Genomic DNA, 21053 nt, shown 5'->3' with positions numbered 1-21053 from the left:
CATGGATGCCGACCGCGACGCTGCTCCGGATGAGCTTGCCGCCCTGAAGAAGGCGCTGGCAGTCGAGCGCGCGAAGGGCGTCGAGATCGCCGCCGAACTCGCGGTCGCCCGCGCGAAAGCGTCAGAAGATGAAGCGCTGATCGCGCAACAGAAGCTGCAGATTGCCAAGCTAAGGCATCAAATCTACGGCCAGCGGTCGGAGCGTTCGTCGCGCCTGATCGAGCAGTTGGCGCTGACGTTCGAGGAGCTGGAAGCCGACGCCACCGAGGACGAGCTTGCGGCGGAACGGGCGGTGGCCAGGACGACGACGGTGCGGGGATTTACCCGCAAGCGTGCCGAGCGCCAGACCTTCCCCGAGCACCTTCCCCGGGAACGGGTGGTAATCGATGGACCTACGGCTTGTGAATGTTGCGGCAGTAGCCGCCTGCGCAAGCTCGGCGAGGACGTGACGCTGACGCTGGAAGTGGTACCGCGCCAGTGGAAGGTGATCGAGACGGTCCGGGAGAAGTTCTCCTGTCGCGACTGCGAGAAGATCAGCCAGGCGCCGGCACCGTTCTATGCCGTCCCCCGGGGATGGGCTGGCCCGAGCCTCCTGGCCATGATCATGTTCGAGAAGTTCGGTCAGCATCAGCCCTTGAACCGCCAGGCCGAGCGCTACGTGCTGGAAGGCGTGCCGATCGCACTGTCGACCATGGCAGATGCCGTAGGCGCAGTCTGTGCCTCGCTGGATCCCCTGCTGCGCCTGCTGGAAGCCCATGTTATGAGGGCCGAGCGCCTTCATGCCGACGATACGACCGTGCCGGTGCTGGCCAAGGGCAAAACCGATACGGGACGATGCTGGATCTACGTCCGGGACGACCGGCCGTTTGGAGGCACGGACCCGCCGGCGGCGATGTTCTATTACTCACGCGACCGAAAGGGCGAGCATCCTCAGGGGCATCTGGCGGGGTATGCCGGCATCCTGCAGGCCGACGCCTATGACGGGTACAACCAGCTCTATCTGGCGGGACGCCAGCCAGGCCCAGTCCGGGAGGCTGCCTGCTGGTCGCATGGACGGCGCCCGTTCTTTGCCATGGCCGACATCGAAGAGAATGCCCGGCGCAAAGCCACCGGCAAGAAGGAAATCCCGCTCTCTCCGATCGCGATCGAGGTCGTGCGGAGGATTGATGCACTGTTCGAGATCGAGCGATCCATCAACGGCAAGAGTGCCGAGGAGCGCCTTCAGGTGCGGCAGACGCTGAGCCAGCCCCTAGTCGAGGACCTCCAGGTCTATATGCGGGAGCAGCTTGCCAAGCTGTCTCGGGGACACGATCTGGCCAAGGCGTTCAACTATATCCTGAAGCGCTGGACGAGCTTCACCTTGTTCCTCGAGGACGGGCGCGTATGTCTCTCCAACAATGCCGCCGAGCGAGGGCTGAGGGGCATTGCTCTTGGCCGAAAGTCCTGGCTGTTCTGCGGCTCCGATCGCGGCGGACGGCGTGCGGCGGCCATGTACAGCCTGATCGTCACGGCAAAAATGAACGGCATCGATCCGCAGGTGTGGCTGGCCGATGTCCTTGCCCGCATCGCAACCCACCCGGCTCATCGCCTGGACGAGCTTCTGCCCTGGAATTGGACGCTGGCATCAACGCTCTCCGCTCAAGCAGCATGAGCACGCACGTCAACAAGGTCCATCACGTCACCACCCTCGCAAAAATCGCCAAAGACCTCGGCGAAGATGAGGATTGGCTGTGCGACATCGCCAACGAGATGGAGATCGAGGATGGCCTCATCTGGGTCTATGGCGTCGGAGAAGACGGCGTCCAGGCGTTCACCGACTTCGGCATCGATAATCTGATCGAGCTCATCAAGTTCTACAAAGAACACCCTGAACTGCTCAGGCGGTGACGCTGCGGCCTACGCCGAACGGATACCCGGATCGTTCCAATCTGTCGACGTCCGTATTGAAATACTGCGACGCAACGAGTGCGTCGCGTGCCGTCAGAGCTTGCGACCTAATTCTTCTCGGTCCCGCCCCAATGCGCAGTCGATCGTCGCAGCGCTCATTGCCAACAGTTTGTCGCGGATCTCGGTGACAAGGTCGAGGTGGCCTTGCCATTCCATTGCCCCAATTAGCGCGGGCTTAGCGCGGGCATTAACGCCTTCAGCCGCTTCCTGCAGATCCGGTCTGACGCCTCCCAAAGGAGCACGAGCGCGTGGTGTTCTGCCTCATTATAGACCCGGTGCCGCGCCCGCCGGCCGGGGCGTGCGTCTCCCTGACCTCGAAGAAGCCGCATCGCATTCTTGCGATGGAATCGCAGTTATGCCGAGAGGCACGTCATCAGAAGGAAGCCGATGCGTTGATCAATCTGGTCTATCGCGATCGGCTCTTCCTGCGGGAGGCCTACCGGCGGACTTTCGATCTCCTCGTCGAGCGTCTGCCCGAGCGCCAGGCCTGCCGCATCATGGTCGAGCTTCTTGGCCTCGCCCACGAGCGCGGCTGCGAGAGCGAATTGTCCGAGGAGCTGTCCATCTGCCTCGACAATCACCGGCTTCCCGGCCGGCATAGCGCGGTCCCCAGCCTGGCATCAGGCCGGAGGCGAGAACCGTCCGTTCAAATTTCACGCGCGGTTGTTGATTTGTTGCGCCGTCTCTTGGAGCGGTGAGTTCTTGTTGAGAGACGAAAGTGGGCAGGCGGCAAACGTCTCCAAAGACTTCTTCGAAATGAATCGTCGTCATCCGGCGCAATTGCCGTAAAACTGCGCAATTTCTGCAAGGGACGCCCCGGATTTGCCGGCAAAGGCGGCCCTGGGTCAGCAAACTGCAGCAAAGTTACTAACGCCCGTCGGACAACAGCCTAGAGGGTCTTGGCGGAATCAACAATTCTAACAAGGGAGAGGAATAGTTCAAATGCCAAATTCTATTGCGCGCTCTTACCGTAACATGACAAGTCATCTAAACGTGCGTCCTGCTATCATCGCAAGCGTGGCGGCACTACTCGCGATCGCCTCTCCCGTTGGCGCGGAAACGCTGAAATGGGCCCGGAGCTTGGACGTTCAAACCCTCGACCCTCACGCCTATAACGAGAACGTTACATTTGCGTTCAATCGGCAGATGTATGAGGGCCTTGTGGAGCGTACCGACGATGGAAAGCTGATCGGAGTGCTAGCGACCGAATGGCGGATGCTTCCTGATCATTCCGACATTTGGGAGTTCAAGCTTCGCCGGAACGTCACTTTCCACGATGGCGCGCCCTTCAAGGCGGACGACGTTGTATTTACGATCCAGCGAGCTATGGCGCCCACTTCGAACGTGCGCACCTATCTGAATGCAGCAGTGGTTGAGGAAGCCATTGCAAAGGACGATTACACCGTGCAGGTCAAGACCAAGGGTCCCAGCCCGCTTCTGCCCGAAAACTTAACAAGCATCTTTATCATGAACAGGGCGTGGGCCGAGAAGAATGAATCCGCTGTCCCGCAGGACTTTAAGGGCGGCAAAGAAAACTATGCGGCGCGCCATGAGAACGGCACGGGCGCCTATCGCCTCGTGAGTCGCGAGTCGGATCGGCGTACGGAACTGCAAGCTTACGATAAATATTGGGGTATCGGCCAGTTCCCATTGGATATTGATCGGATCATCTATACTCCCGTCCAGTCGGCCGCGACACGGGTGTCCGCATTGATAAGCGGAGAAGTTAACTTCCTCCAAGACGTGCCTCCCCAAGACATTACGCGGTTGGAGCAGAACGAAAACCTTCGGGTGGTGCGAGGTCCAGAGATCCGCACGGTTTTCTTGGGCGTCAACGTGGGTGCGGATAAGCTTACCAGCGGCGAAGCAAAGGGGAATCCCTTTGCCGACAAGCGGGTCCGCCAAGCAATGAACATGTCCATTGATCGCAAAGCGATCAAGTCGGCAATCATGCGAGGTGAGTCGGTTCCGCTCGGCACAATCATTTCTCCGATCGCCGACGGCTATACGGAAGAATTGGGTAAGTTTCCAAAACTCGATATCGACCGAGCCAAGCAGCTTATAGCCGAGGCGGGGTACCCCGGTGGATTTTCGGTTACTCTGAACTGCCCAAATGACGGCGCGGTGAACGATGAGCGCATCTGTCAAGCCGTAGTGGCAATGCTAGCCAAGATCGGCATCACGGTGCATCTCGATGTCCAACCCAGTGCCGTTGTCTGGCCCCTAGTTCTCAATCGGAAGACGGACTTCTACCTAATGACGTGGGGCTCATTCAATTCTCAATTGATCTTCGATAATCTCGTCCACTCTCGCGGCGCTTGGGCGGCAACGAATTACAAGAACCCGGAGATTGATGCCAAAATTGAATCACTCCGATCAGAAGCCGATCCTCAGAAGCGCAAGGCCACAATCGCCGAAATTTGGAAGGTCGTTCAGGACGAATGTCGCTATGTTCCGATTCACGCGCAAATGTTGGCCCGTGCGTCGCTGAAGACGATTCACATCACGCCCAACGTTGGTAATCAGATCGCCGTGAAAACCATCAAGGTAAACAAGTGACAGGCTTTTTTCTGCGCAGACTAGTGTCCGTGCTCCCGGTGATGCTGATCACGGCGTTTCTATCATTCGCCGCCTTTCACTTTATCGGCGATCCGCTTCAGAATATGTTGGGACCGGAGGCCACTACGCAGGACCGTGCTCGGCTGGCGGCCGAACTTGGGTTCGACCGCCCCTTTTACATCCAGTTCGTGCTGTTTATTCGTTCGGCCCTCCATGGAGACCTCGGCACTTCCACTCGCGTTGGAAGGCCCGTGCTGGATTTGATCCTCGAGCGGCTGCCTGCGACTCTGGAACTAGCAATGTTATCGTTCATCTTTGCAATGGTCGTGGGCGTCGCGCTTGGCGTCATGACAGCATTGCGACCGCGTTCTATACTATCGAGTTTTAGTATGACGGGTTCGCTGATCGCAGTATCGATGCCCAACTTCTTGATCGGCATCGGCCTCATCTACGTGTTCGCGGTCAAACTGGGATGGCTGCCATCCTTTGGGCGTGGCGAGACGGTGAAGATCGGCTGGTGGACGACCGGTTTGCTGACTAAGACTGGCTGGCAGGCCATCATTCTTCCTGCGATTTCGCTGGCGACCTATCAACTCACGCTAATCCTGCGTTTAGTTCGCACGGAAATGCTTGAGGTCATGCATTCCGATTACATCCGGTTCGCAAGAGCGCGGGGACTGCCAGATCGGCTGATCTATTTCTCTTATGCACTGAAGAACACGATGGTGCCCGTCGTCACAGTCGCAGGTTTGCAGTTGGGATCCATTATCGCATTCGCCGTTGTTACTGAGACCGTATTCCAATGGCCAGGCGTTGGGCTACTCTTCATTAATTCGATCAGATTTTCCGACGTCCCAATCATGGCCACATACCTTCTTATCGTGTCGGTCATTTTCGTCACCATCAACACGGTCGTGGATTGCATCTACTACCTTCTGGATCCTCGTCTCCGCAGCACGGGAGGAGCAATCAGATGACAATCGACAGGTTTGCGGCGTTGTTTGATTCTGATGTCGGCCACTCCTACATTCGCTCCCCGGGAGCGGTTTTCTCTACGCTAGTCCTGCTAGTCCTCACTGCCGCGGCGGTAGGCGCTCCTTTATGGGCGCCGCAAAACACTCTCGATGCCAGCAGCTTCGACCTGCTCTCGTCAAATACACCGGCGTGGAGTGTCAACGAGTTCACGAACCATTTCTACGCTTTCGGCTCAGACGACCAGGGCCGCGACGTGCTTTCAGCAACGCTCTATGGAACGCGGGTTTCCCTCCTAGTCGGGCTTGCCTCGGTTTTGGTCTCGATGTCGATCGGCGTCTGCTTAGGACTGATCTCCGGTTATTTCGGGGGGAACATTGACGCAGTAATCATGCGCATAGCAGACATTCAATTGTCCATCCCTGCCATTTTCATTGCGCTACTTATTTCGGGCTTAACGCGGTCACTACTGCCACCGGGCGCACGCGACGCGCTTGCTGTTTACATGGTAATATTGGCGATTGGATTTTCTGGGTGGGTGACATATGCCCGCACTGTGCGTGGCGCCGTGATGGTGGAGAAACAGCGCGAATATGTGCAGGCAGCTTTCATGATGGGGCTTCCGACCCGGACAGTGCTGGTACGGCACATTCTACCAAACGTACGTCGTCCAATCCTTGTTATTGCAACGATTTCACTTGCCCTCTCCATTATTACGGAAGCTACACTCTCCTATCTTGGCGCTGGTCTGCCTGCTACTCAACCATCTCTAGGGACGTTGATCCGCAGCGGCCAAGATTTTCTGTTTGCTGGCCAGTGGTGGGTCCTGGTGTTTCCTGCCGTCACTCTCCTTGCACTCGCGCTCGCCATTAACGTCCTGGGCGATTGGTTGCGAGATGTGATTAATTCGAGGGGCATCTGATGACGGCAACTGCCCGGCCTCCCGTTCTTTCCATTCGCGGACTTTCCGTCGACTTTGCAAGCCGCCATGGCACGTTCCACGCTGTCCGTAATGTCAGCCTCGAGATTGCGCCTGGTGAAATACTTGGCATTGTCGGCGAGTCAGGCGCGGGTAAATCGACCGTCGGAGCCGCCATCACGGGCTTACTACAAGCTCCCGGCCGTATTAGTGCGGGCGAAGTGCGGCTTTCCGGTGACATCATCGATGCGCGCGATATTAACGCTATGCGGGCGTTACGCGGAAAACGCATCTCGACCATTTTCCAAGATCCATTAACCAGCTTAAATCCGCTCTTCACCATTGAGAGACAACTGGTCGATACTATCCGAGTCCATCGCGCTTTGTCGCGGGCTGAGGCACGAGCGGAAGCGGTGCGTCAATTGGAAGCGGTGGGAATTCCTGAGCCTGCGCAACGGGTCAAGAACTGGCCGCACGAATTCTCCGGCGGCATGCGACAGCGCGCGGTCATTGCGCTTGCCCTCTGCTCACAACCCGAGCTCATTATTGCGGATGAGCCGACGACAGCGCTTGACGTGACGGTCCAAGCACAGATCTTGAAGCTGATCCAGGACTTGGCTCGCGAACGTCAAGTGGCTGTGATGCTCATCACCCACAACATGGGAGTGATTTCCCAGGTCACTGACCGAGTCGCGGTGATGAGGTCCGGGGAAATCGTCGAGCTCAATGACACTTCGGCTGTTCTTGGACATCCACGCCATGAATACAGTCAGGCCTTGATTTCGGTTGTGCCGCCCGGTGACGTTAAACTAAATCGCTTCCCTGTGGCTGGTGCTGGTCGAAATATCGATTCCGCGATGCAGTGGCTGCTAGAAGAGGACACGCAGCGAAGTTCTGCACGTCCAGAAGCACTTGTAGAGCTTCGCGGCGTGGAGCGGGTTTATGGAACGACGCGGATGTTTGGCGGCTTCACTCGGGAGGTCTTTAAGGCGCTGCACGATGTGAATCTGGACATCCGCTATGGCGAAGTCATGGGTCTCGTTGGCGAATCCGGCTCCGGGAAAAGCACGATCGCGAGGATCGTCGCTGGCTTGGCGCCCCCAAGCAGCGGCCAGCTAATGTTTGATGGGAAAGATGTCTATGCGGCGAGCTTCGAAGCCCGCCAACATATCCGCCGTCAGACCCAGATGGTATTCCAGGACCCTTATTCGTCTTTGAACTCACAGATGCGCGTTGGAGAGATTATCATCGAGCCCATGATTCACTTTGGGCTCGCAAAGAATAGGCGACAGGCCGAACCGATAATGTTAGAGCTGCTCAACGCGGTTGGTCTGGAACCAAGTGCCGCCCGCCGCTATCCGCATGCCTTCTCGGGCGGTCAGCGACAACGTATTTCAATCGCACGAACGTTGGCGAGCCGCCCGCGGTTTTTGATCTGCGATGAACCTACCTCGGCACTCGACGTTTCTATCCAGGCGCAGATCCTAAATCTTCTGAAGGACCTTCAAGAGAAGCTCTCGCTGACAATGCTATTCATCAGCCACGATCTTCCTGTGGTCCGCCAGATTTGCGACAGAGTTACAGTTCTACAAAATGGCCAAGTTTGCGAGAGTAGCGAGACGGAAGAGCTGTTTAAAGCGCCGAAGCACCCTTACACCGCCTCGCTCTTGTCCATGATACCGAACATGCACCGCCCCCGGGGTGTATCGCCGAGCTGGGGGCGGCCTCATCTCAGTCTGTCGGGTAGTGTCGAAGAATCACGTGTTCAGTGATCTGTCGGGCATGCCGATTTGGCATGTTTCATCGATCCGCAATAGGAAGCGCTATCGACTGTGATCTTGCCCCCATATGTGGAACGGCCCGCGTGGCAAGAGCTTTTTCAGTCGATTTCACACATTGGAACGGTGCGGTCATATGTCCGGCCTTTGCGCGCGGCACATGGCCGCTGGCCTCGATGAGATCCGCGGAACGAGGAGCTAAATCAAGTTTACGCGTTTGAGCGCATTGGGGGCAGTAGCTTCACTCGTTTCGGGATGTCGTCCCATGGGTTCATCGTGACCTGCCACTGAGTATTTCCTCCAGAAGGAGTTAGAGTCCGCCCCGAAGAAGGACGGACGGATGAAGCGAGCAAGGTTCACGGAAGAGCAGATTATCGGCGTGTTGAAGGAGCATGAGGCCAGGGCGAAGACCGCCGACCTGGCTCGCAAGCACGGGATATCGGAAGCGACGATCTACAACTGGAAGGCCAGGTTCGGCGGCATGGATGTCTCCGAGGCCAGACGGCTGAAGGCGCTGGAAGATGACAACGCGAAGCTGAAGAAGCTGCTGGCCGAGCAGATGCTGGATGCGGCTGCGCTACGCGAGCTTCTTTCAAAAAAATGGTAGGGCCCGCCGCCAAACGCGCTGCAGTGGCGCATCTGGAGGCCAAGATGGGCCTGTCGGAGCGGCGGGCCTGTTCGATTGTGGGCGCGGACCGGAAGATGATCCGCTACCGCTCCTGCCGGCCGCCGGACACCGAGCTTCGCGCCCGGCTACGCGAACTGGCCAACCGACGCCGCCGGTTCGGCTATCGCCGGCTGTTCGTTCTGCTGCGGCGGGAGGGCGAGCCTTCGGGCATAAACCGGATCCACCGGCTTTATCGGGAGGAAGGGCTCACCGTCCGCAAGCGTCGGGCCCGCCGCAAAGCGACAGGCACCCGGGCGCCGTCCTGGTGGAAGCCAAGCCGAACGCACGCTGGTCCCTAGACTTCGTCTACGATCAGTTCGCCAATGGACGGCGCTTCCGCGTCCTCAACATCGTCGACGACGTCACCAAGGAATGCCTGGGTGCGATCCCGGACACGTCGATCTCCGGACGGCGGGTGGCTCGGGAACTGACGATGATCGTCGAGCGGCGCGGCAAGCCAGGCTCGATTATCTCCGACAATGGCACCGAGTTCACCTGCAACGCCATGCTGGCCTGGTGCAAGGACACCGGCATCGACTGGCACTTTATCGCGCCCGGCAAGCCCATCCAGAATGCTTTCGTCGAGAGCTTCAACGGGCGGATGCGCGATGAACTTCTCAACGAGACCCTGTTCTTCGATCTCGACGACGCCAGGACAAAGATTGCGACGTGGGTTGCTGACTACAACAGCGACCGCCCGCATTCTTCGCTGAAATACCTCACCCCGGCGGCCTACGCTGCCACATTCACCGCAACGGGCGATCGGCTGCGCAACCCCGACCAGCTCCGCCGATCGCCCGTTGCTCCACCTGCGCCACTCGCCGTACAAACCCCCGAGACTCTAACCGCTGCCGGATGAAAGTTCAGTGGCAGGTCAATCGGCTGTTGTTGCACCTTGCCCTCTGCCGGCCTGCACCGGTCAGATCGCTTTGGCGGTCACTGCGTCCATCAGACGGCGGCCGCGGCAGTCAGCGGGTCGGGACGTCGGTAAGTCCCGCCCTTGTTCAGAAGCGCCCAGATGATCCGCGCCGTCTTGTTGGCCTGCGCGACCGCTGCAACCTTGAAGGGCCGTCTGGCGAGAAGCGCCTTCAGCCACGGCCGCGCCCGAGCGTCGGTTCGGACAACCCGCAAGACGGCCGTCGCCGGACAACGAGCAGAGAGCGGAGTTCCGCATTTGCCATCTTCGATATTCCTCCCAGTCGCTCTTTGCCTCCGCTGGAATGAGGCCGCGGCGTCAATCCCAGCCAGGCGGCAAAGTGGCGAGCCGACTTGAACCCGCCGGGATCCGCGCCTTGATGGTCGCCGCCGTGATGGCGCCGACGCCGGGGATCGTGGTCAACCGACGCATGTCCTCGTCGTGCTTGGTCTCCAGGACTATTGCGCGCTCGAGCCTCTCGATCTGGTCGGCTGAAGCTTCAATCTCGTCGGCAATAGCACTCAGCGCGAAGCGCGCTGCTGCGGGAAGGCGAGCATCTGTCTCATCCCGTACGATTGCGACCAGCACCTCAACCTTTGCCAGGCCAGCGGTGGCGATGATGCCCAATTCGGCCAGATGCGCGCGCAACGCGTTGACCGCCTGCGTTCGCTGCCGCACTAGGGTGTGGACTCAATTGATTGAAGCCAAATTCGCACCGAAGCGAGTTGAACGAAAGCGAAGAACGTCGCGCCGAGCTTGTCGTAACGGGTGGCGATGCGTCGAAACTGCTTTAGCTTATTGAAGAAGCGCTCAACGTGGTTGCGCTCGCGGTAGATGGCCTTCTTCCACCGGAACCTCTTCTTCCGGTTGGATTTGTTCGGAATGTTGGGGGTCGCGCCTTGATCACGGATGTGGGCACGAACACGATCGACATCGTAACCTTTGTCGGCGATGACAATGGCGCGCGCATCGAGTCCGTCGAGCAGGGCTTCGGCGCACGTCACGTCGTGGGCCTCGCCGGGGGTGATCATGAGGCGGACCGGGCGGCCTTTCGCGTCGACGCGCGCGTGGATTTTGGTGGTGAGGCCGCCTCGGCTTCGGCCCACACAACGATCTCCACTCTTTTTTTCACCCCGGATGCATGCTGATGGACCCGCACGATCGAACTGTCGATCATCTGCACCTTGCCATCATGTGCCTTGACGACCGCATCCATCAGCCGGTCCCGGATGCCGGCTTTGCGCCAGCGGTTGAAGCGATTGTAAGCGGTCGTATAAGGCCCGTATCGCGCCGGCAGATCGCGCCACGGCGCTCCTGCGCGCAGCACCCAAAAGATGCCGTTGAGAACGCGGCGGTTGTTGCCTGGCTTGCGACCTCGACGGTCCTTCGGGAGAAGGGGTTCGATAACACTCCACTCGAAATCCGTCAGGTCGTATCGCATGATCCCAGCCCCGATGTTCGGTAGCTTGAATCATGGTCCGCTCTGATCCGCTACTCGAATTTGAGTACACAACCTAGAAGGGCGCGGGTCTTCAGCACCATCGCAGCAGCCTGTTGCTCGGCCGTCTTGATCGGGACGAAGCGCATGGTCTTGCGGGTCCTCGCTGATGGCCTCTGCGTCCGCCGCATCCGTTTTGCCTCGCTTTACGAAGGGTTTGACATAAGCCGGCGGAATGAGCCGCACCTCATGACCGAGAGCTGCGATCTCGCGCGCCCAATAGTGGGCGCTACCGCAGGCTTCCATCCCCACCAGGCATGGAGGCAGTTTCTCGAAGAAGCGCAGAACCTCGCTGCGCCGCAATTTCCTGTTGAACACGGGCGAGCCCTCCGCATCCGCGCCGTGAACCTGGAAAACGTGCTTGGCCAAATCTAACCCGATGGTGCTAACCTGTTTCACGGAACGGTCCCTCCTTTGTGGCGTTCGAACAACGACCACGTTCTAGCACTTTGATGCTGTTGGAGCGGGCCGTTCCACCACATCAAGTTTTATCCAGTCCTGAGTTCGCTCGGGCCATTGGATTTGCCCGGTTGGGCGGTGGGGGCGACGGGAGCTGGCGCGGAGCCGTCGGCATAGCGCAGCGCCAGATCCCGGCGCGGGGTGATAGGTGAAGGCGAACTCGGATGTCAATCGGCGTTCAAATTTGGCTCTGACGCAATCTTGGTGCAGCTCCACTCTATTCTGCGCCGATTAGCCTGGCCTGGAGCAGATCGATTTTGCCGCGGCCGTACATTTGCCGCCTGACGAGTTTCAGGCGGGTGATCTGCCCCTCCTTCTGTCCGTTGGACCAAGGTAAGGTGATCGCCGACCGAACCGCCGCTTCGTCGTTCGTAACGCCGCGGGCGAATGAGGCAACGAGACTGGCGCGAGCGCGCTCGATCCACGGTGACAGCTCGGCGGCGGCTCTGCGCCGGATCATCAAATGGAATTCGGCGATGATCTCGCGTGCCTCGACAAGGGTTGGTACGCCAGCTTCGATCGCCGCGACAGTGACCGTCTCTGCCTTCGAGAGCGTATCACGTCCAATCGTCATGAGACGAGCGATCGTTCTGGCCGACGGGATCCGGTGAAGGTTTTGTGCGTCGGCCTTTTCGGCCGGCCGCCTGCGTGTTGCCCATTCTGCGACGACACGAAGAGAGCCTCGGAAGCCGCGCGCCTTTAGACCCCGCCAAAGTTCAGCGCCGTTTCGGCAGCCGGCGGCCCATTGATCGTCGAGCCATGGCAGGTGCTGATCGAGCGAACTCTGCCGGGTCCGGAAGACATCGTGGCGTTCGCCACGGATCACCTGACGAACCAGCTTCCTGCTATGACCGGTCTGGCGCACGATCTGCTTGATCGGCGTTCCGCTTTTCGACAGGGCCAAGATCGTCGCATTGGTCTCTTCGGCGAAGATATCCTTCATACTGCACGCGCTCGGCCGCGCTGAGCAGTTTGGGATCGATGGTTGTCGCCCCGATTGCGCTGCGGATCTGGCGCATCGATTTGCGGACGGCGTCGAGGAAGGCCCGACTGGCGTTCTCCATCAAATGCCAACGATCTGCGACCTGTACCGCATGCGGGAGGGCCCTTGCTTGCCGCAGCTTGGCCATATCCCCCGCCGCGATCGCGAGCGACGATAGCGATCGTGGGATGAGCGGCGAGCCAGGCTTGGGCTGTCGCGGGCTCACGATCTGGCAGCAGGGTGACGATCCGGCGCCTTTCCAGGTTGCAGATGATGCTGGCGTATCGGTGATTGCGCCGCCAGGCCCAATCATCAATGCCGATAACCTTGAGCGGGTCAGCCGGGGGACGGTGACGGCGTCGGACCACGCGCAGCAGAGTATCCTTACTCACCGGCAGCATCAGCCGCCTTGCGAAGTCTGCTGCCGGTCGGCCGCCAAGCGCCAAGCCGAGGTGATGAACGATAGAGTCCAGTCTCGCCGCGCGCCGCGCCGATGGTGCCAGTACCCCTTCAGCGAAGCGCTCTGTGAAGATTTGGCGCCCGCACAGAACGGCGTCGCAGCGGAAGCGGCGGGCGACTACCAGGAGCTGGACGATCCGCCCGAGAGCGGCAAATCGGTCACGCGTCTTCGATAGCGGCTATGGACACGCCGGGATACTGCTCCGCACGATGGACATCGACCAACGCTTCCGGACGCCCGGACCACAACAATGGCCTTATCACCCTCGTAGTAACGCACTCTCTACAACAAACCCACGCGGCACCAGACTGGAGCGGTGGAGTGCTTGCTGCATGGCGCTGATTCTCCCCAATCAAAGCGCCAGACATCCCTCAAACTGCATCAAAAGTGAGTCAGAGCCAATATTGCAGGCCGAATGACACGAGCCCCCGTAACACCCGCTAAGGAGAAGCCAGCACCAAGAGCGGCAGTCGAGGCAGCGCCTTTCAAGAATTCGCGGCGTGATGTGGACATCTTCGTTCTCCCTCGTGAAGGTTCATGTCTGATTGTTCGAGAGCATGCACCCCCCCATGCAGGGAATTTCTCTGGAGTGAGCCCCAGCATAGCCGAAGTTCAGCTCTAACTCCGCAAAATGCGAAGTTTCACGTCATGAGTAGGTGCCCATTGGGAGGGCGAGATACGCGAGGCGCGAAGGCTCCGGCGACGCCTAGAGCGCGAGTCTGAGGCCGCCTGCTAAAAGCCAACGTCCTGGTTGCCACGGCGGCCGGTAAATCCGTAAAGTCGAGATCGTGAAGCCCTGAGCAGTTTGACGATTCAAGCTGAACCTCGGGCGATACTCAGGAAGCGGACCCCAGCCAACTCATGAGAGGTCGGGCCAGTATTTGCGCTTTGATTTGGGCGTGGAGAATCTTTGTGAAATGACCATCTCATGCAGAAATTCGTACCCACGACGCGGAAATGCGCCTTAAACATGTATGCCACGCAAGTATCCTAACTCGTCTTCGAGGAAGGGAGGCGGAAGCAAGGGCTGCTTTTAGTTGCACAACGAACAGCCTTTATGTTGGCTCGGGAAGCTGGCCCGCGCTAAGTGCGCTTCTACTCACAATTTGCGCAATAGACGCGCTCGGCCGAACTGAAGCAAGCACGGAGGATATTGCGCAAAACCGAAATTCAGTGATCTGCCGTCACAACTGCAGACCGCAATGTCCAACAAAAGGAGTCAAACTCATGGCAATGCCAAAAGCGCCGCAGGCGTTCCCGCGAACCGAATATCTACGAAGAATCGCCGCCGTTAAAGCGGAAATGGAAAAACGCGAGATCGACGTGCTGATGGTCACAAGTCCGGCCAGCATCACGTATCTCTCCGGCTACACGAGCAAATCCGGATACGTGCCGCAAGGCCTGATCCTTTCACTAAAGGAAGAAGAGCCGACCTTTTTCACGCGGCGCATGGATGCACCGGCGGCGATGCATCAGATGTTCTTCGATAGCAGCCGCGTCATCGGTTATGCCGAAGATCTCATCGCCAATCCCGACCTGGACGGTTTTGATGCGATCATCGACTTCTTGCATGACAAGGGCCTTGCTAGCGGGGGGGTCGGTCTTGAGACAAAGGCCCTCTCGGCTCAAACAGCCGAAAAATTCAAGGTCAGAATCCCGAAAGGGAAGATTGTCGATTTCGCTAATGGAGTCCACTGGATCCGGGGAATTAAATCCGATCTCGAAATCGGCGTCATGCGGGAGGCCGCGGCGAACGCCGATGCTGGCATGGCGAGAGCGACAGAAGTTATCCGTCCGGGCGTCAGAGAGGCAGACGCGGCCGCTGAGATCATCGGCGCACTGGTGCGCGGCGTTGATGGCAAGCCAAGCACGGACCTTGCGGGCTTCTTCCTGTGCGCCTCGCCGCGTTCGGCCACGGCCCATATTCGTTGGACCGAGGATGCTTTCCGACAAGGATCGCAAATCAATCTGGAATTTGCCGGAGTGCGTCATGGCTACACGTCGGCGCTGATGCGAACCATGTCAATTGGTAAGCCTTCAGACCGCTTGCGCCGCGTCCATGAAGCTGAGGTGGCAGGTCTAGAGGCCGCACTCGCTGCTGTCAAACCGGGGGCCATCTGCGGCGATGTCGCCACCGCATTCAACACGGCCATGAAAAAGCACGGCGTGCAAAAGGAATCACGGTGCGGTTACGCTATCGGTATCGACTGGACAGAACCGACGGCCAGCCTCAAGGAAGGCGACCGCACAGTCTTAAAGCCGAATATGACTTTTCATCTGATGCTCGGGAATTGGATCGACGAAGACTTCGGTTACGTCATTAGCGAGACGTTCCGGGTCACCGACACTGGCGCCGAGGCGTTCTCAAAGCTGCCGCGGGTCATTTTCGAGATCTGAGTTTGGAGGACGAGGCCCTCACGCGATGCGGACCTGCAGGGGCTTTGCAGGTTCGTTTTCGCAGTATAGTGGGCTGCCAATGTTAGTCCGGTATTCTAGAGGCGGTTGTGTCGAATTATTGGTTGTTAGTGAGGAGGATCATTGCCCATTCCCGAAGCGCTAGAAGGTCGATTTGTTCTTCATAACACCTTTTTGGCAATTTCTACGTGAACCGGCTTATCTGCGATAGATGCCCTTTAGCTTGGCTCTTGCAGTCGGGGCTCTCAGCCGCGACGCAGTTGCGGAACGCTGGAGGGCGGTAGAAGGGGCGATCGCCGAAGCTTCAGGAGGACAGCAAAGCTGTAAATCTCAAGCACGTCGAGCGTCCAGCAAAACGAATACCTTGAAAGGCTTCGTGCCGGGCCATCCTACCTTCGAGCCCGGTACGCGAATGCGAGTTTACGACCGGCTGCGCGTTACAATGCAGCTAAAGCGTGATGACATTAGGTTCGATAGCCTGAATTTTTGAGGTAGTTGGCGCATTCCTCTGAGGTAAAGGCATCGAGTGCGTGGCCGATTGCTGCGCAGACAGCGTCGACGGTTCGCGCGGCAGCTTTGCGGACCAAGTGCTTAAGCTTGGCAAAGACTTGTTCGATCGGGTTCAGGTCTGGCGAGTATTTTGGCAGGAAGAAGAGTTTGGCGCCGACCGAACGGATGAGCTGGCGAACCACTTTGCTCCTGTGGCTACCGAGATTATCCAAGACGACGATGTCACCGGGCTGAAGGGTCGGCAGGAGAACCTTCTCGACATAGGTGCGGAAGCTCACGCCATCGATCGGCCCCTCGATGAACCATGGCGCATCGATCCGGTCATGGCGCAGGGCCGCCAGGAAGGTCATGGTCTTCCAGCGGCCGTGGGGGACTTTTGCGTGAAGTCTGCTCCCGCGCGGCGCCCATCCCCGCAAGGGGGCCATGTCGGTCCTGGTCCAGGTCTCGTCGATGAAGACCAGCCGTTCAGCTTCGACGCGATCTTGATACTTTGCCCACTGGGCTCGCCGCCGCGCGACCTCGGGACGATCGCGTTCGCCAGCCGCCACGCTTTTTTTTGAAGCTGAGCTTCTCGGCATGCACGAAGTCCCATACCGAGTGATAATCGACTTTCAGGCCGCGCCCGGCGAGCTCAGCAACGAGTCCGCGTATGGTGAAATCGCCGTCCTTGATCCGCTGCGACAGCCAGACCGCGTGCTCACCCGAGATTGCCTTCGGCTTGTAGCCGCCGATCTGGCTAGGCTCGACACTGCCAGTCTCATCAACCCGCTTCATCCAGCCGATGGCCGTGCTGATTGCCACCCCAAATTGCTTGGCGGCCTGATTGCGGGACATCCCGCCCTCGATCGCGGCCACAACACGCTTGCGAAGATCAAGAGAGTACGGCTTGCCCATCCATGCTGGCCTCCGTCCAGCCAGCATGGTGAATCAGAAACCGGCTGATTTGGGAATCTTGAGGGTTCTATGAGGTCGCGGGGGCAAAGGCCAACCGCGCGCGCGATGGCGCGTGCGACCTCATAGAAGCCGGATTGAACGAAGCCGCGGAGTTGTGGGCCCTATGGGGATAGTGCGGCGGGTTCGCCTGCGGCGAAGGCGCGCCTGTGATCACCGCGCGTCGGCGCGAACTTCAGCTGATGTGAGGGGTTGCATTGATCGGGCCAAAGGCGCGACCCAGTGAGAGATTTGCGGCGCTGGGATGCGTGGTCGAACGATCGGCCGGGTATTCGGTGACGAGTGCACCTACGGCGGCTTCCGACGTTGCCACCGCGAAGGTGATCATGGACGGAGTGGATGGTGCAGGCGTGGCTCATGACGTGTCACAACGAAATGGATGGTCGCGGGCGCAGGCTCGCGGGACGACGTCGACGCGCCGCATGGTGCCGCCGCAATGTGGGCAGGCGGGTATCTCGCATTTGGTGAGGGGATCGTCGCCGGCTTCTTGATCAGTCGGAGCGTTGCGGACGGCAAGGAGTTGACGGCAGAGGACGATTTTATCGTTGCGCCCGCCATTGGCGAGGAAGCCATAGTGGCGGATGCGATGGAAGCCGTCCGGCAGGGTGTGCAGGAGAAAGCGACGAATGAACTCACCGGCATCGAGCGCCATCACTTTGGCTCTACGATTCTGCCGATAGTCCTTCCAGGCAAAGCTCACCTTATCGTCGGCAAGCGAGATCAGCCGACTGTTGGCGATGGCGACGCGATGCGTATAGCGGCCGAGATAAGCCAGCACCTGTTCAGGCCCGCCGAATGGCGGCTTGGCGTAGACGACCCAGTCGGTCCGTCGGAGCTGAGCGAGGCGCTCGGCGAATGCGGCGGGATCGGCGAGATGGACGAGATCGCCAAAGAAGCCCAACTGGCCAGCCGCGAAGGCAGCTTGCAGCTCTTGCAGAAACAGGCGGCGGAACAGCCTGGAGAGGACGCGCACCGGCAGGAAGAAGCCGGGCCGGCAAGCGACCCAGTGTGTGCCGTCGAGTGAAGGTCCACCACCAGGCACGACGCAGTGGATATGCGGATGGTGTTGCAGGGTTTGACCCCAAGTATGGAGGACGGCGGTCAGACCGAGCTGAGCGCCGAGATGCTTGGGGTCGGCCGCTATGGTGGTGAGCGTCTCGGCCGCGCAGCGGAACAGAATGGCATAGACCACCGCCTTGTTCTGGAAAGCAATCTCTCTGGCCGGCGCCGGCAAGGTGAAGACGACGTGGAAGTATGGCACGGGAAGGAGTTCGGCTTGTCGCTCGGCAAGCCATTGCGCGCGCGCCGAGCCCTGGCACTTCGGGCAATGCCGATTGCGACAGGAGTTGTAGGCGATCCGGGTGGCACCGCAGTCGTCGCATTGCTCGATGTGGCCGCCAAGCACAGCCGTCCGGCATGCCGTGATCGCGCCCATGACGCGCCGCTCGACGCGGCCCAGATGTCCGGCACGAGCTTGCCGAAACGCTTCGCCGTAGCGGCGGAAGATATCCGCCACTTCCAGAACCGGAGCCATCAGGTTCGCTCAGCCGGGCGGCACGACCTCCAGGCGGAGCCGGTCAAGTGGACTTGGCGTATTGCTGATGGTCTTTGTGGCGACTTGGGTATAGCGCGCCGTGCTGGCCAGGCTGGCATGGCCGAGCAGCACCTGGATGATGCGTACGTCGGCCCCGTTCTCCAGCAGATGGGTCGCGAACGTGTGCCGAAGCGTATGCACTGTCACCGACTTGCTCAAGCCAGCCGCAGCACAGGCTGAGCGACAGGCGGCGTGCAGCACATTTGGGACGAGCGGACGCTCGTCGTCGCGGCCGGGAAATAGCCATCGTTTGGGCCGAGTGAGCCGCCAATATGTCCGCAGAATCCTCAAAAGCTGCGGCGAGAGCATTACGTAACGGTCCTTGCCGCCCTTGCCGTGCTCGACCCGGATCAACATCCGTTGGCTGTCGATGTCGACAACCTTCAAGAGGACCACTTCCGATACGCGCAAGCCTGCGGCATAGACAGTGGTCAACGCGGTACGGCTCTTGAGGCTCGGGATTGCTTCCAGGAAGCGGACGACCTCGTCGGCGCTCAGCACCACCGGCAGTTTGCGCGGTTTACGCGCATAGGCGATGCGCTCAGGAACGGTGTCATGACCAAGCGTCACACCGTAGAAGAACTGCAGTGCGCAGACGATCTGGTTCAGCGCCGGCCAAGACATCCCCGTCGCAACCAGATGAACCTGGAAGGCGCGGATATCCTCCAGGTCGAGGCGGTCGGGAGAACGACCGAAATATCGGCTCAACTTCGCTACGGCGTTGAGGTAGGATTGCTGCGTCGCCGGTGACAGATTGCGGACCGTGATGTCCTCGATCATGCGGCGGCGAAGCGGACTGATCTCAGCCATCGGAAAACCTCCTGTCTAAAGGGTTGGGCTTCGAAAACCCGCAATCCTCTCAGACAGGAGGCAATCCTTGCTATGCCTCCCTACATGCCGCGCCAGCGGCTTCGTTCAATCCCAAATCGATTCAGCCTAAACCCATCCCGCTTTAGTACGCAGGCTAGCCGGTCCTCCCATTTTGGCGAAGAACTCCTGCGCAAAACCAAGAAACTCAGCTGGACGCATGCCTTCCGAGCGAGAAGTTTGCAGATTGTCGGTCCCCTGCGAGTGTTAGTCTTAGGTATAGTGAATGCTCCGGCGGAACATAGGATCGATTTGATGAGCACACGCAGCAACAGCTTTCTGTCAGATGCGGAGCGCGATGCGGTCATCGAGCTGCGCCACGATATGCATCGCGAACCTGAGCTTTCGAACGCGGAATGGAAAACGCAGGAGCGGATCCGGGCGGTGTTGCAACGTTTCGGCCTCAGCGGTTTCAAGACGTTCCACAACACCGGTCTTTATATTGATATCGAAGGGCGCGCCTCCGGTCCAAAGCGTGCGGTCGCCGTGCGCGGCGACATTGATGCGTTACCGATTCAGGAGACGCGGGACGACCTGCCCTATCGCTCCCAGGTCAATGGTGTCATGCATGCTTGCGGTCACGACGTGCACGGCTCGATTGCGCTCGGAACCGCGCTCGCATTGCATCGGATGCGGGACAACTTCGCAGGTAAGGTCCGCGTGTTCTTCCAGCCAGCCGAAGAAGCGGAGCCCCTAGGGGGCCGCACGGTTCAAGACGAGAAACTGCTGGACGGCTTCGACCGGGCCGTCGGCTTTCACGTCAGTCCTGGAATTCCCGCCGGTATGTTCGGCGCACAGGAAGGCGCGGTAACGAAATCCGCCGACCAATTCAAGCTTACCGTCACCGGAAAAATGGCGCACGGCGCTTCACCTCATAATGGCATCGACGCCATTGCTATCGCCGCAGCCTTCATCAACGAGGTGCAGAAGGTAGTTTCGCGCGAAATGCCGATCGACGACGCTGCAGTAATAACGATTGGCACTATCCATGGCGGGGAGGCTACTAACATCATATGCCCATCCGTCGTCATGGAAGGGACGATCAGGACAGCGCGCTCGGAACGCAGGGCGCTCCTGTCACAGCGCGTGCGTGAAGTCGCGGAAGGCGTCGCTGCACTGCACCGGGGTCGTGCCGAATGCATCATTCGCAAAGGTGAACCGGCTGTCGTCAACGATCCCGAAATGGTGAGGAAATTCCGCCAGCTTGTCCACGATACTGCTGGACGCGACGCCTTCTTCAGCGAGAGGAGACCGATAGCAGGGAGCGACGACTTCGGCTTCTACGCGGCTTGCGTGCCCTCGATCTATTTCTGGCTCGGTACCCGCGCGCCCGGCAATGAGTCGTTTGTGCATACTCCCACGTTCGGTGCATCCGATGAACTCATTATCCCGACAACTGTGCTCACCGTCAGATATATTCTGGACCTGCTTAATTCTTGATCGGGGCGGGCGTGCCACGGGCGCCCGCGATGCCGCGTTTAATCTCTCGGACGCGGAACCGCCGACTACCGAAGTGGGACTTCAGCAGATCGCTGCTTGTTAGCAGGTTTAATCAACCG

General features: G+C 59.3%; 17 protein-coding genes and 4 pseudogenes. 10 read left to right on the top strand and 11 right to left on the bottom strand.

Going from position 1 to position 21053, the window contains the following annotated elements:
- Nucleotide 1: 1 nt before the first annotated feature.
- Both tnpC and N2602_RS33325 read left to right on the top strand, forming a co-directional pair.
- Nucleotides 2-1651 (top strand): IS66 family transposase, encoded by a 1650-nt coding sequence (gene tnpC / locus N2602_RS33330; protein WP_260380774.1) that lies wholly within the window; start codon nt 2-4, stop codon nt 1649-1651.
- Nucleotides 1648-1887, top strand: coding sequence for a hypothetical protein (locus tag N2602_RS33325; RefSeq protein ID WP_260380773.1), 240 nt, complete (start codon nt 1648-1650; stop codon nt 1885-1887). The genes tnpC and N2602_RS33325 overlap by 4 nt, the downstream gene beginning before the upstream one ends.
- Before the next feature lie 27 nt (nt 1888-1914).
- Here N2602_RS33325 and N2602_RS33320 read toward each other — a convergent pair.
- Nucleotides 1915-2294 (bottom strand): annotated as a pseudogene (locus N2602_RS33320) (ISNCY family transposase); the annotation flags it as partial.
- Between N2602_RS33320 and N2602_RS39085 the strand changes: the two are divergent.
- The 6 genes and pseudogenes from N2602_RS39085 (at nt 2196) to N2602_RS33290 (ending at nt 9701) form a co-directional block, all read left to right on the top strand.
- A complete protein-coding gene (locus N2602_RS39085; RefSeq protein ID WP_409241864.1) occupies nt 2196-2645 on the top strand; it encodes a hypothetical protein in 450 nt (149 codons plus the stop codon). The pseudogene N2602_RS33320 and the gene N2602_RS39085 sit on opposite strands and share 99 nt — an antisense overlap.
- 244 nt (nt 2646-2889) lie before the next feature.
- Complete coding sequence (locus N2602_RS33310) at nt 2890-4506, top strand: ABC transporter substrate-binding protein (RefSeq protein WP_260380772.1); 1617 nt, start codon at nt 2890-2892, stop codon at nt 4504-4506.
- Entirely contained in the window at nt 4503-5483 is a 981-nt protein-coding gene (locus tag N2602_RS33305; protein ID WP_260380771.1) for an ABC transporter permease, read from the top strand. The genes N2602_RS33310 and N2602_RS33305 overlap by 4 nt, the downstream gene beginning before the upstream one ends.
- Nucleotides 5480-6400, top strand: a complete 921-nt coding sequence (locus tag N2602_RS33300; RefSeq protein WP_260380770.1) for an ABC transporter permease — start codon at nt 5480-5482, stop codon at nt 6398-6400. The genes N2602_RS33305 and N2602_RS33300 overlap by 4 nt, the downstream gene beginning before the upstream one ends.
- Complete coding sequence (locus N2602_RS33295; RefSeq protein WP_247355064.1) at nt 6400-8169, top strand: ABC transporter ATP-binding protein; 1770 nt, start codon at nt 6400-6402, stop codon at nt 8167-8169. The genes N2602_RS33300 and N2602_RS33295 overlap by 1 nt, the downstream gene beginning before the upstream one ends.
- Before the next feature lie 346 nt (nt 8170-8515).
- Nucleotides 8516-9701 (top strand): annotated as a pseudogene (locus N2602_RS33290) (IS3 family transposase).
- 89 nt (nt 9702-9790) lie between these two features.
- On the opposite strand, the gene N2602_RS33285 reads toward N2602_RS33290, so the two are convergent.
- The 7 genes and pseudogenes from N2602_RS33285 to N2602_RS39080 form a co-directional block, all read right to left on the bottom strand.
- Nucleotides 9791-9973, bottom strand: a complete 183-nt coding sequence (locus N2602_RS33285; protein WP_260383836.1) for a hypothetical protein — start codon at nt 9971-9973, stop codon at nt 9791-9793.
- Entirely contained in the window at nt 9931-10080 is a 150-nt protein-coding gene (locus N2602_RS33280; protein WP_260380769.1) for a transposase, read from the bottom strand. The genes N2602_RS33285 and N2602_RS33280 overlap by 43 nt, the downstream gene beginning before the upstream one ends.
- Nucleotides 10077-10385, bottom strand: coding sequence for a hypothetical protein (locus N2602_RS33275; protein ID WP_260380768.1), 309 nt, complete (start codon nt 10383-10385; stop codon nt 10077-10079). Before N2602_RS33275 ends, N2602_RS33280 begins: the two co-directional genes overlap by 4 nt.
- A 50-nt stretch (nt 10386-10435) precedes the next feature.
- A protein-coding gene (locus tag N2602_RS33270) for an IS5 family transposase (protein ID WP_260380767.1) occupies nt 10436-11199 on the bottom strand; the annotation gives its coding sequence in 2 pieces (ribosomal slippage) (nt 10436-10885 and nt 10888-11199; 762 coding nt in all).
- 74 nt (nt 11200-11273) lie between these two features.
- Nucleotides 11274-11655, bottom strand: a pseudogene (locus N2602_RS33265) (transposase); the annotation flags it as partial.
- A 277-nt stretch (nt 11656-11932) separates the two neighbouring features.
- Nucleotides 11933-13491, bottom strand: a pseudogene (locus N2602_RS33260) (ISL3 family transposase).
- Between the two features lie 47 nt (nt 13492-13538).
- A complete protein-coding gene (locus tag N2602_RS39080) occupies nt 13539-13670 on the bottom strand; it encodes a twin-arginine translocation signal domain-containing protein (protein ID WP_409241863.1) in 132 nt (43 codons plus the stop codon).
- Between the two features lie 714 nt (nt 13671-14384).
- On the opposite strand from N2602_RS39080, the gene N2602_RS33255 reads away from it, so the two are divergent.
- Nucleotides 14385-15554: a Xaa-Pro peptidase family protein gene (locus N2602_RS33255; RefSeq protein ID WP_260380766.1), complete on the top strand. Its 1170-nt coding sequence runs from the start codon at nt 14385-14387 to the stop codon at nt 15552-15554.
- A 482-nt stretch (nt 15555-16036) separates the two neighbouring features.
- Here N2602_RS33255 and N2602_RS33250 read toward each other — a convergent pair.
- The 3 genes from N2602_RS33250 to N2602_RS33240 all read right to left on the bottom strand — a co-directional run bounded on the left by N2602_RS33250 (nt 16037) and on the right by N2602_RS33240 (nt 19437).
- A protein-coding gene (locus N2602_RS33250) for an IS630 family transposase (protein WP_409241862.1) occupies nt 16037-16976 on the bottom strand; the annotation gives its coding sequence in 2 pieces (ribosomal slippage) (nt 16037-16639 and nt 16641-16976; 939 coding nt in all).
- A 412-nt stretch (nt 16977-17388) separates the two neighbouring features.
- Nucleotides 17389-18570, bottom strand: a complete 1182-nt coding sequence (locus N2602_RS33245) for an IS91 family transposase (RefSeq protein ID WP_260383767.1) — start codon at nt 18568-18570, stop codon at nt 17389-17391.
- A gap of 6 nt (nt 18571-18576) precedes the next feature.
- Nucleotides 18577-19437, bottom strand: a complete 861-nt coding sequence (locus tag N2602_RS33240; RefSeq protein ID WP_260380764.1) for a site-specific integrase — start codon at nt 19435-19437, stop codon at nt 18577-18579.
- A 312-nt stretch (nt 19438-19749) separates the two neighbouring features.
- On the opposite strand from N2602_RS33240, the gene N2602_RS33235 reads away from it, so the two are divergent.
- Nucleotides 19750-20934, top strand: coding sequence for a M20 family metallopeptidase (locus tag N2602_RS33235; protein WP_260380763.1), 1185 nt, complete (start codon nt 19750-19752; stop codon nt 20932-20934).
- Nucleotides 20935-21053: the final 119 nt, after the last annotated feature.

Source organism: Bradyrhizobium sp. NC92 (genome assembly GCF_025200865.1).
Lineage (GTDB): Bacteria > Pseudomonadota > Alphaproteobacteria > Rhizobiales > Xanthobacteraceae > Bradyrhizobium.
This window is presented reverse-complemented; position numbering and strand designations above follow the sequence as displayed.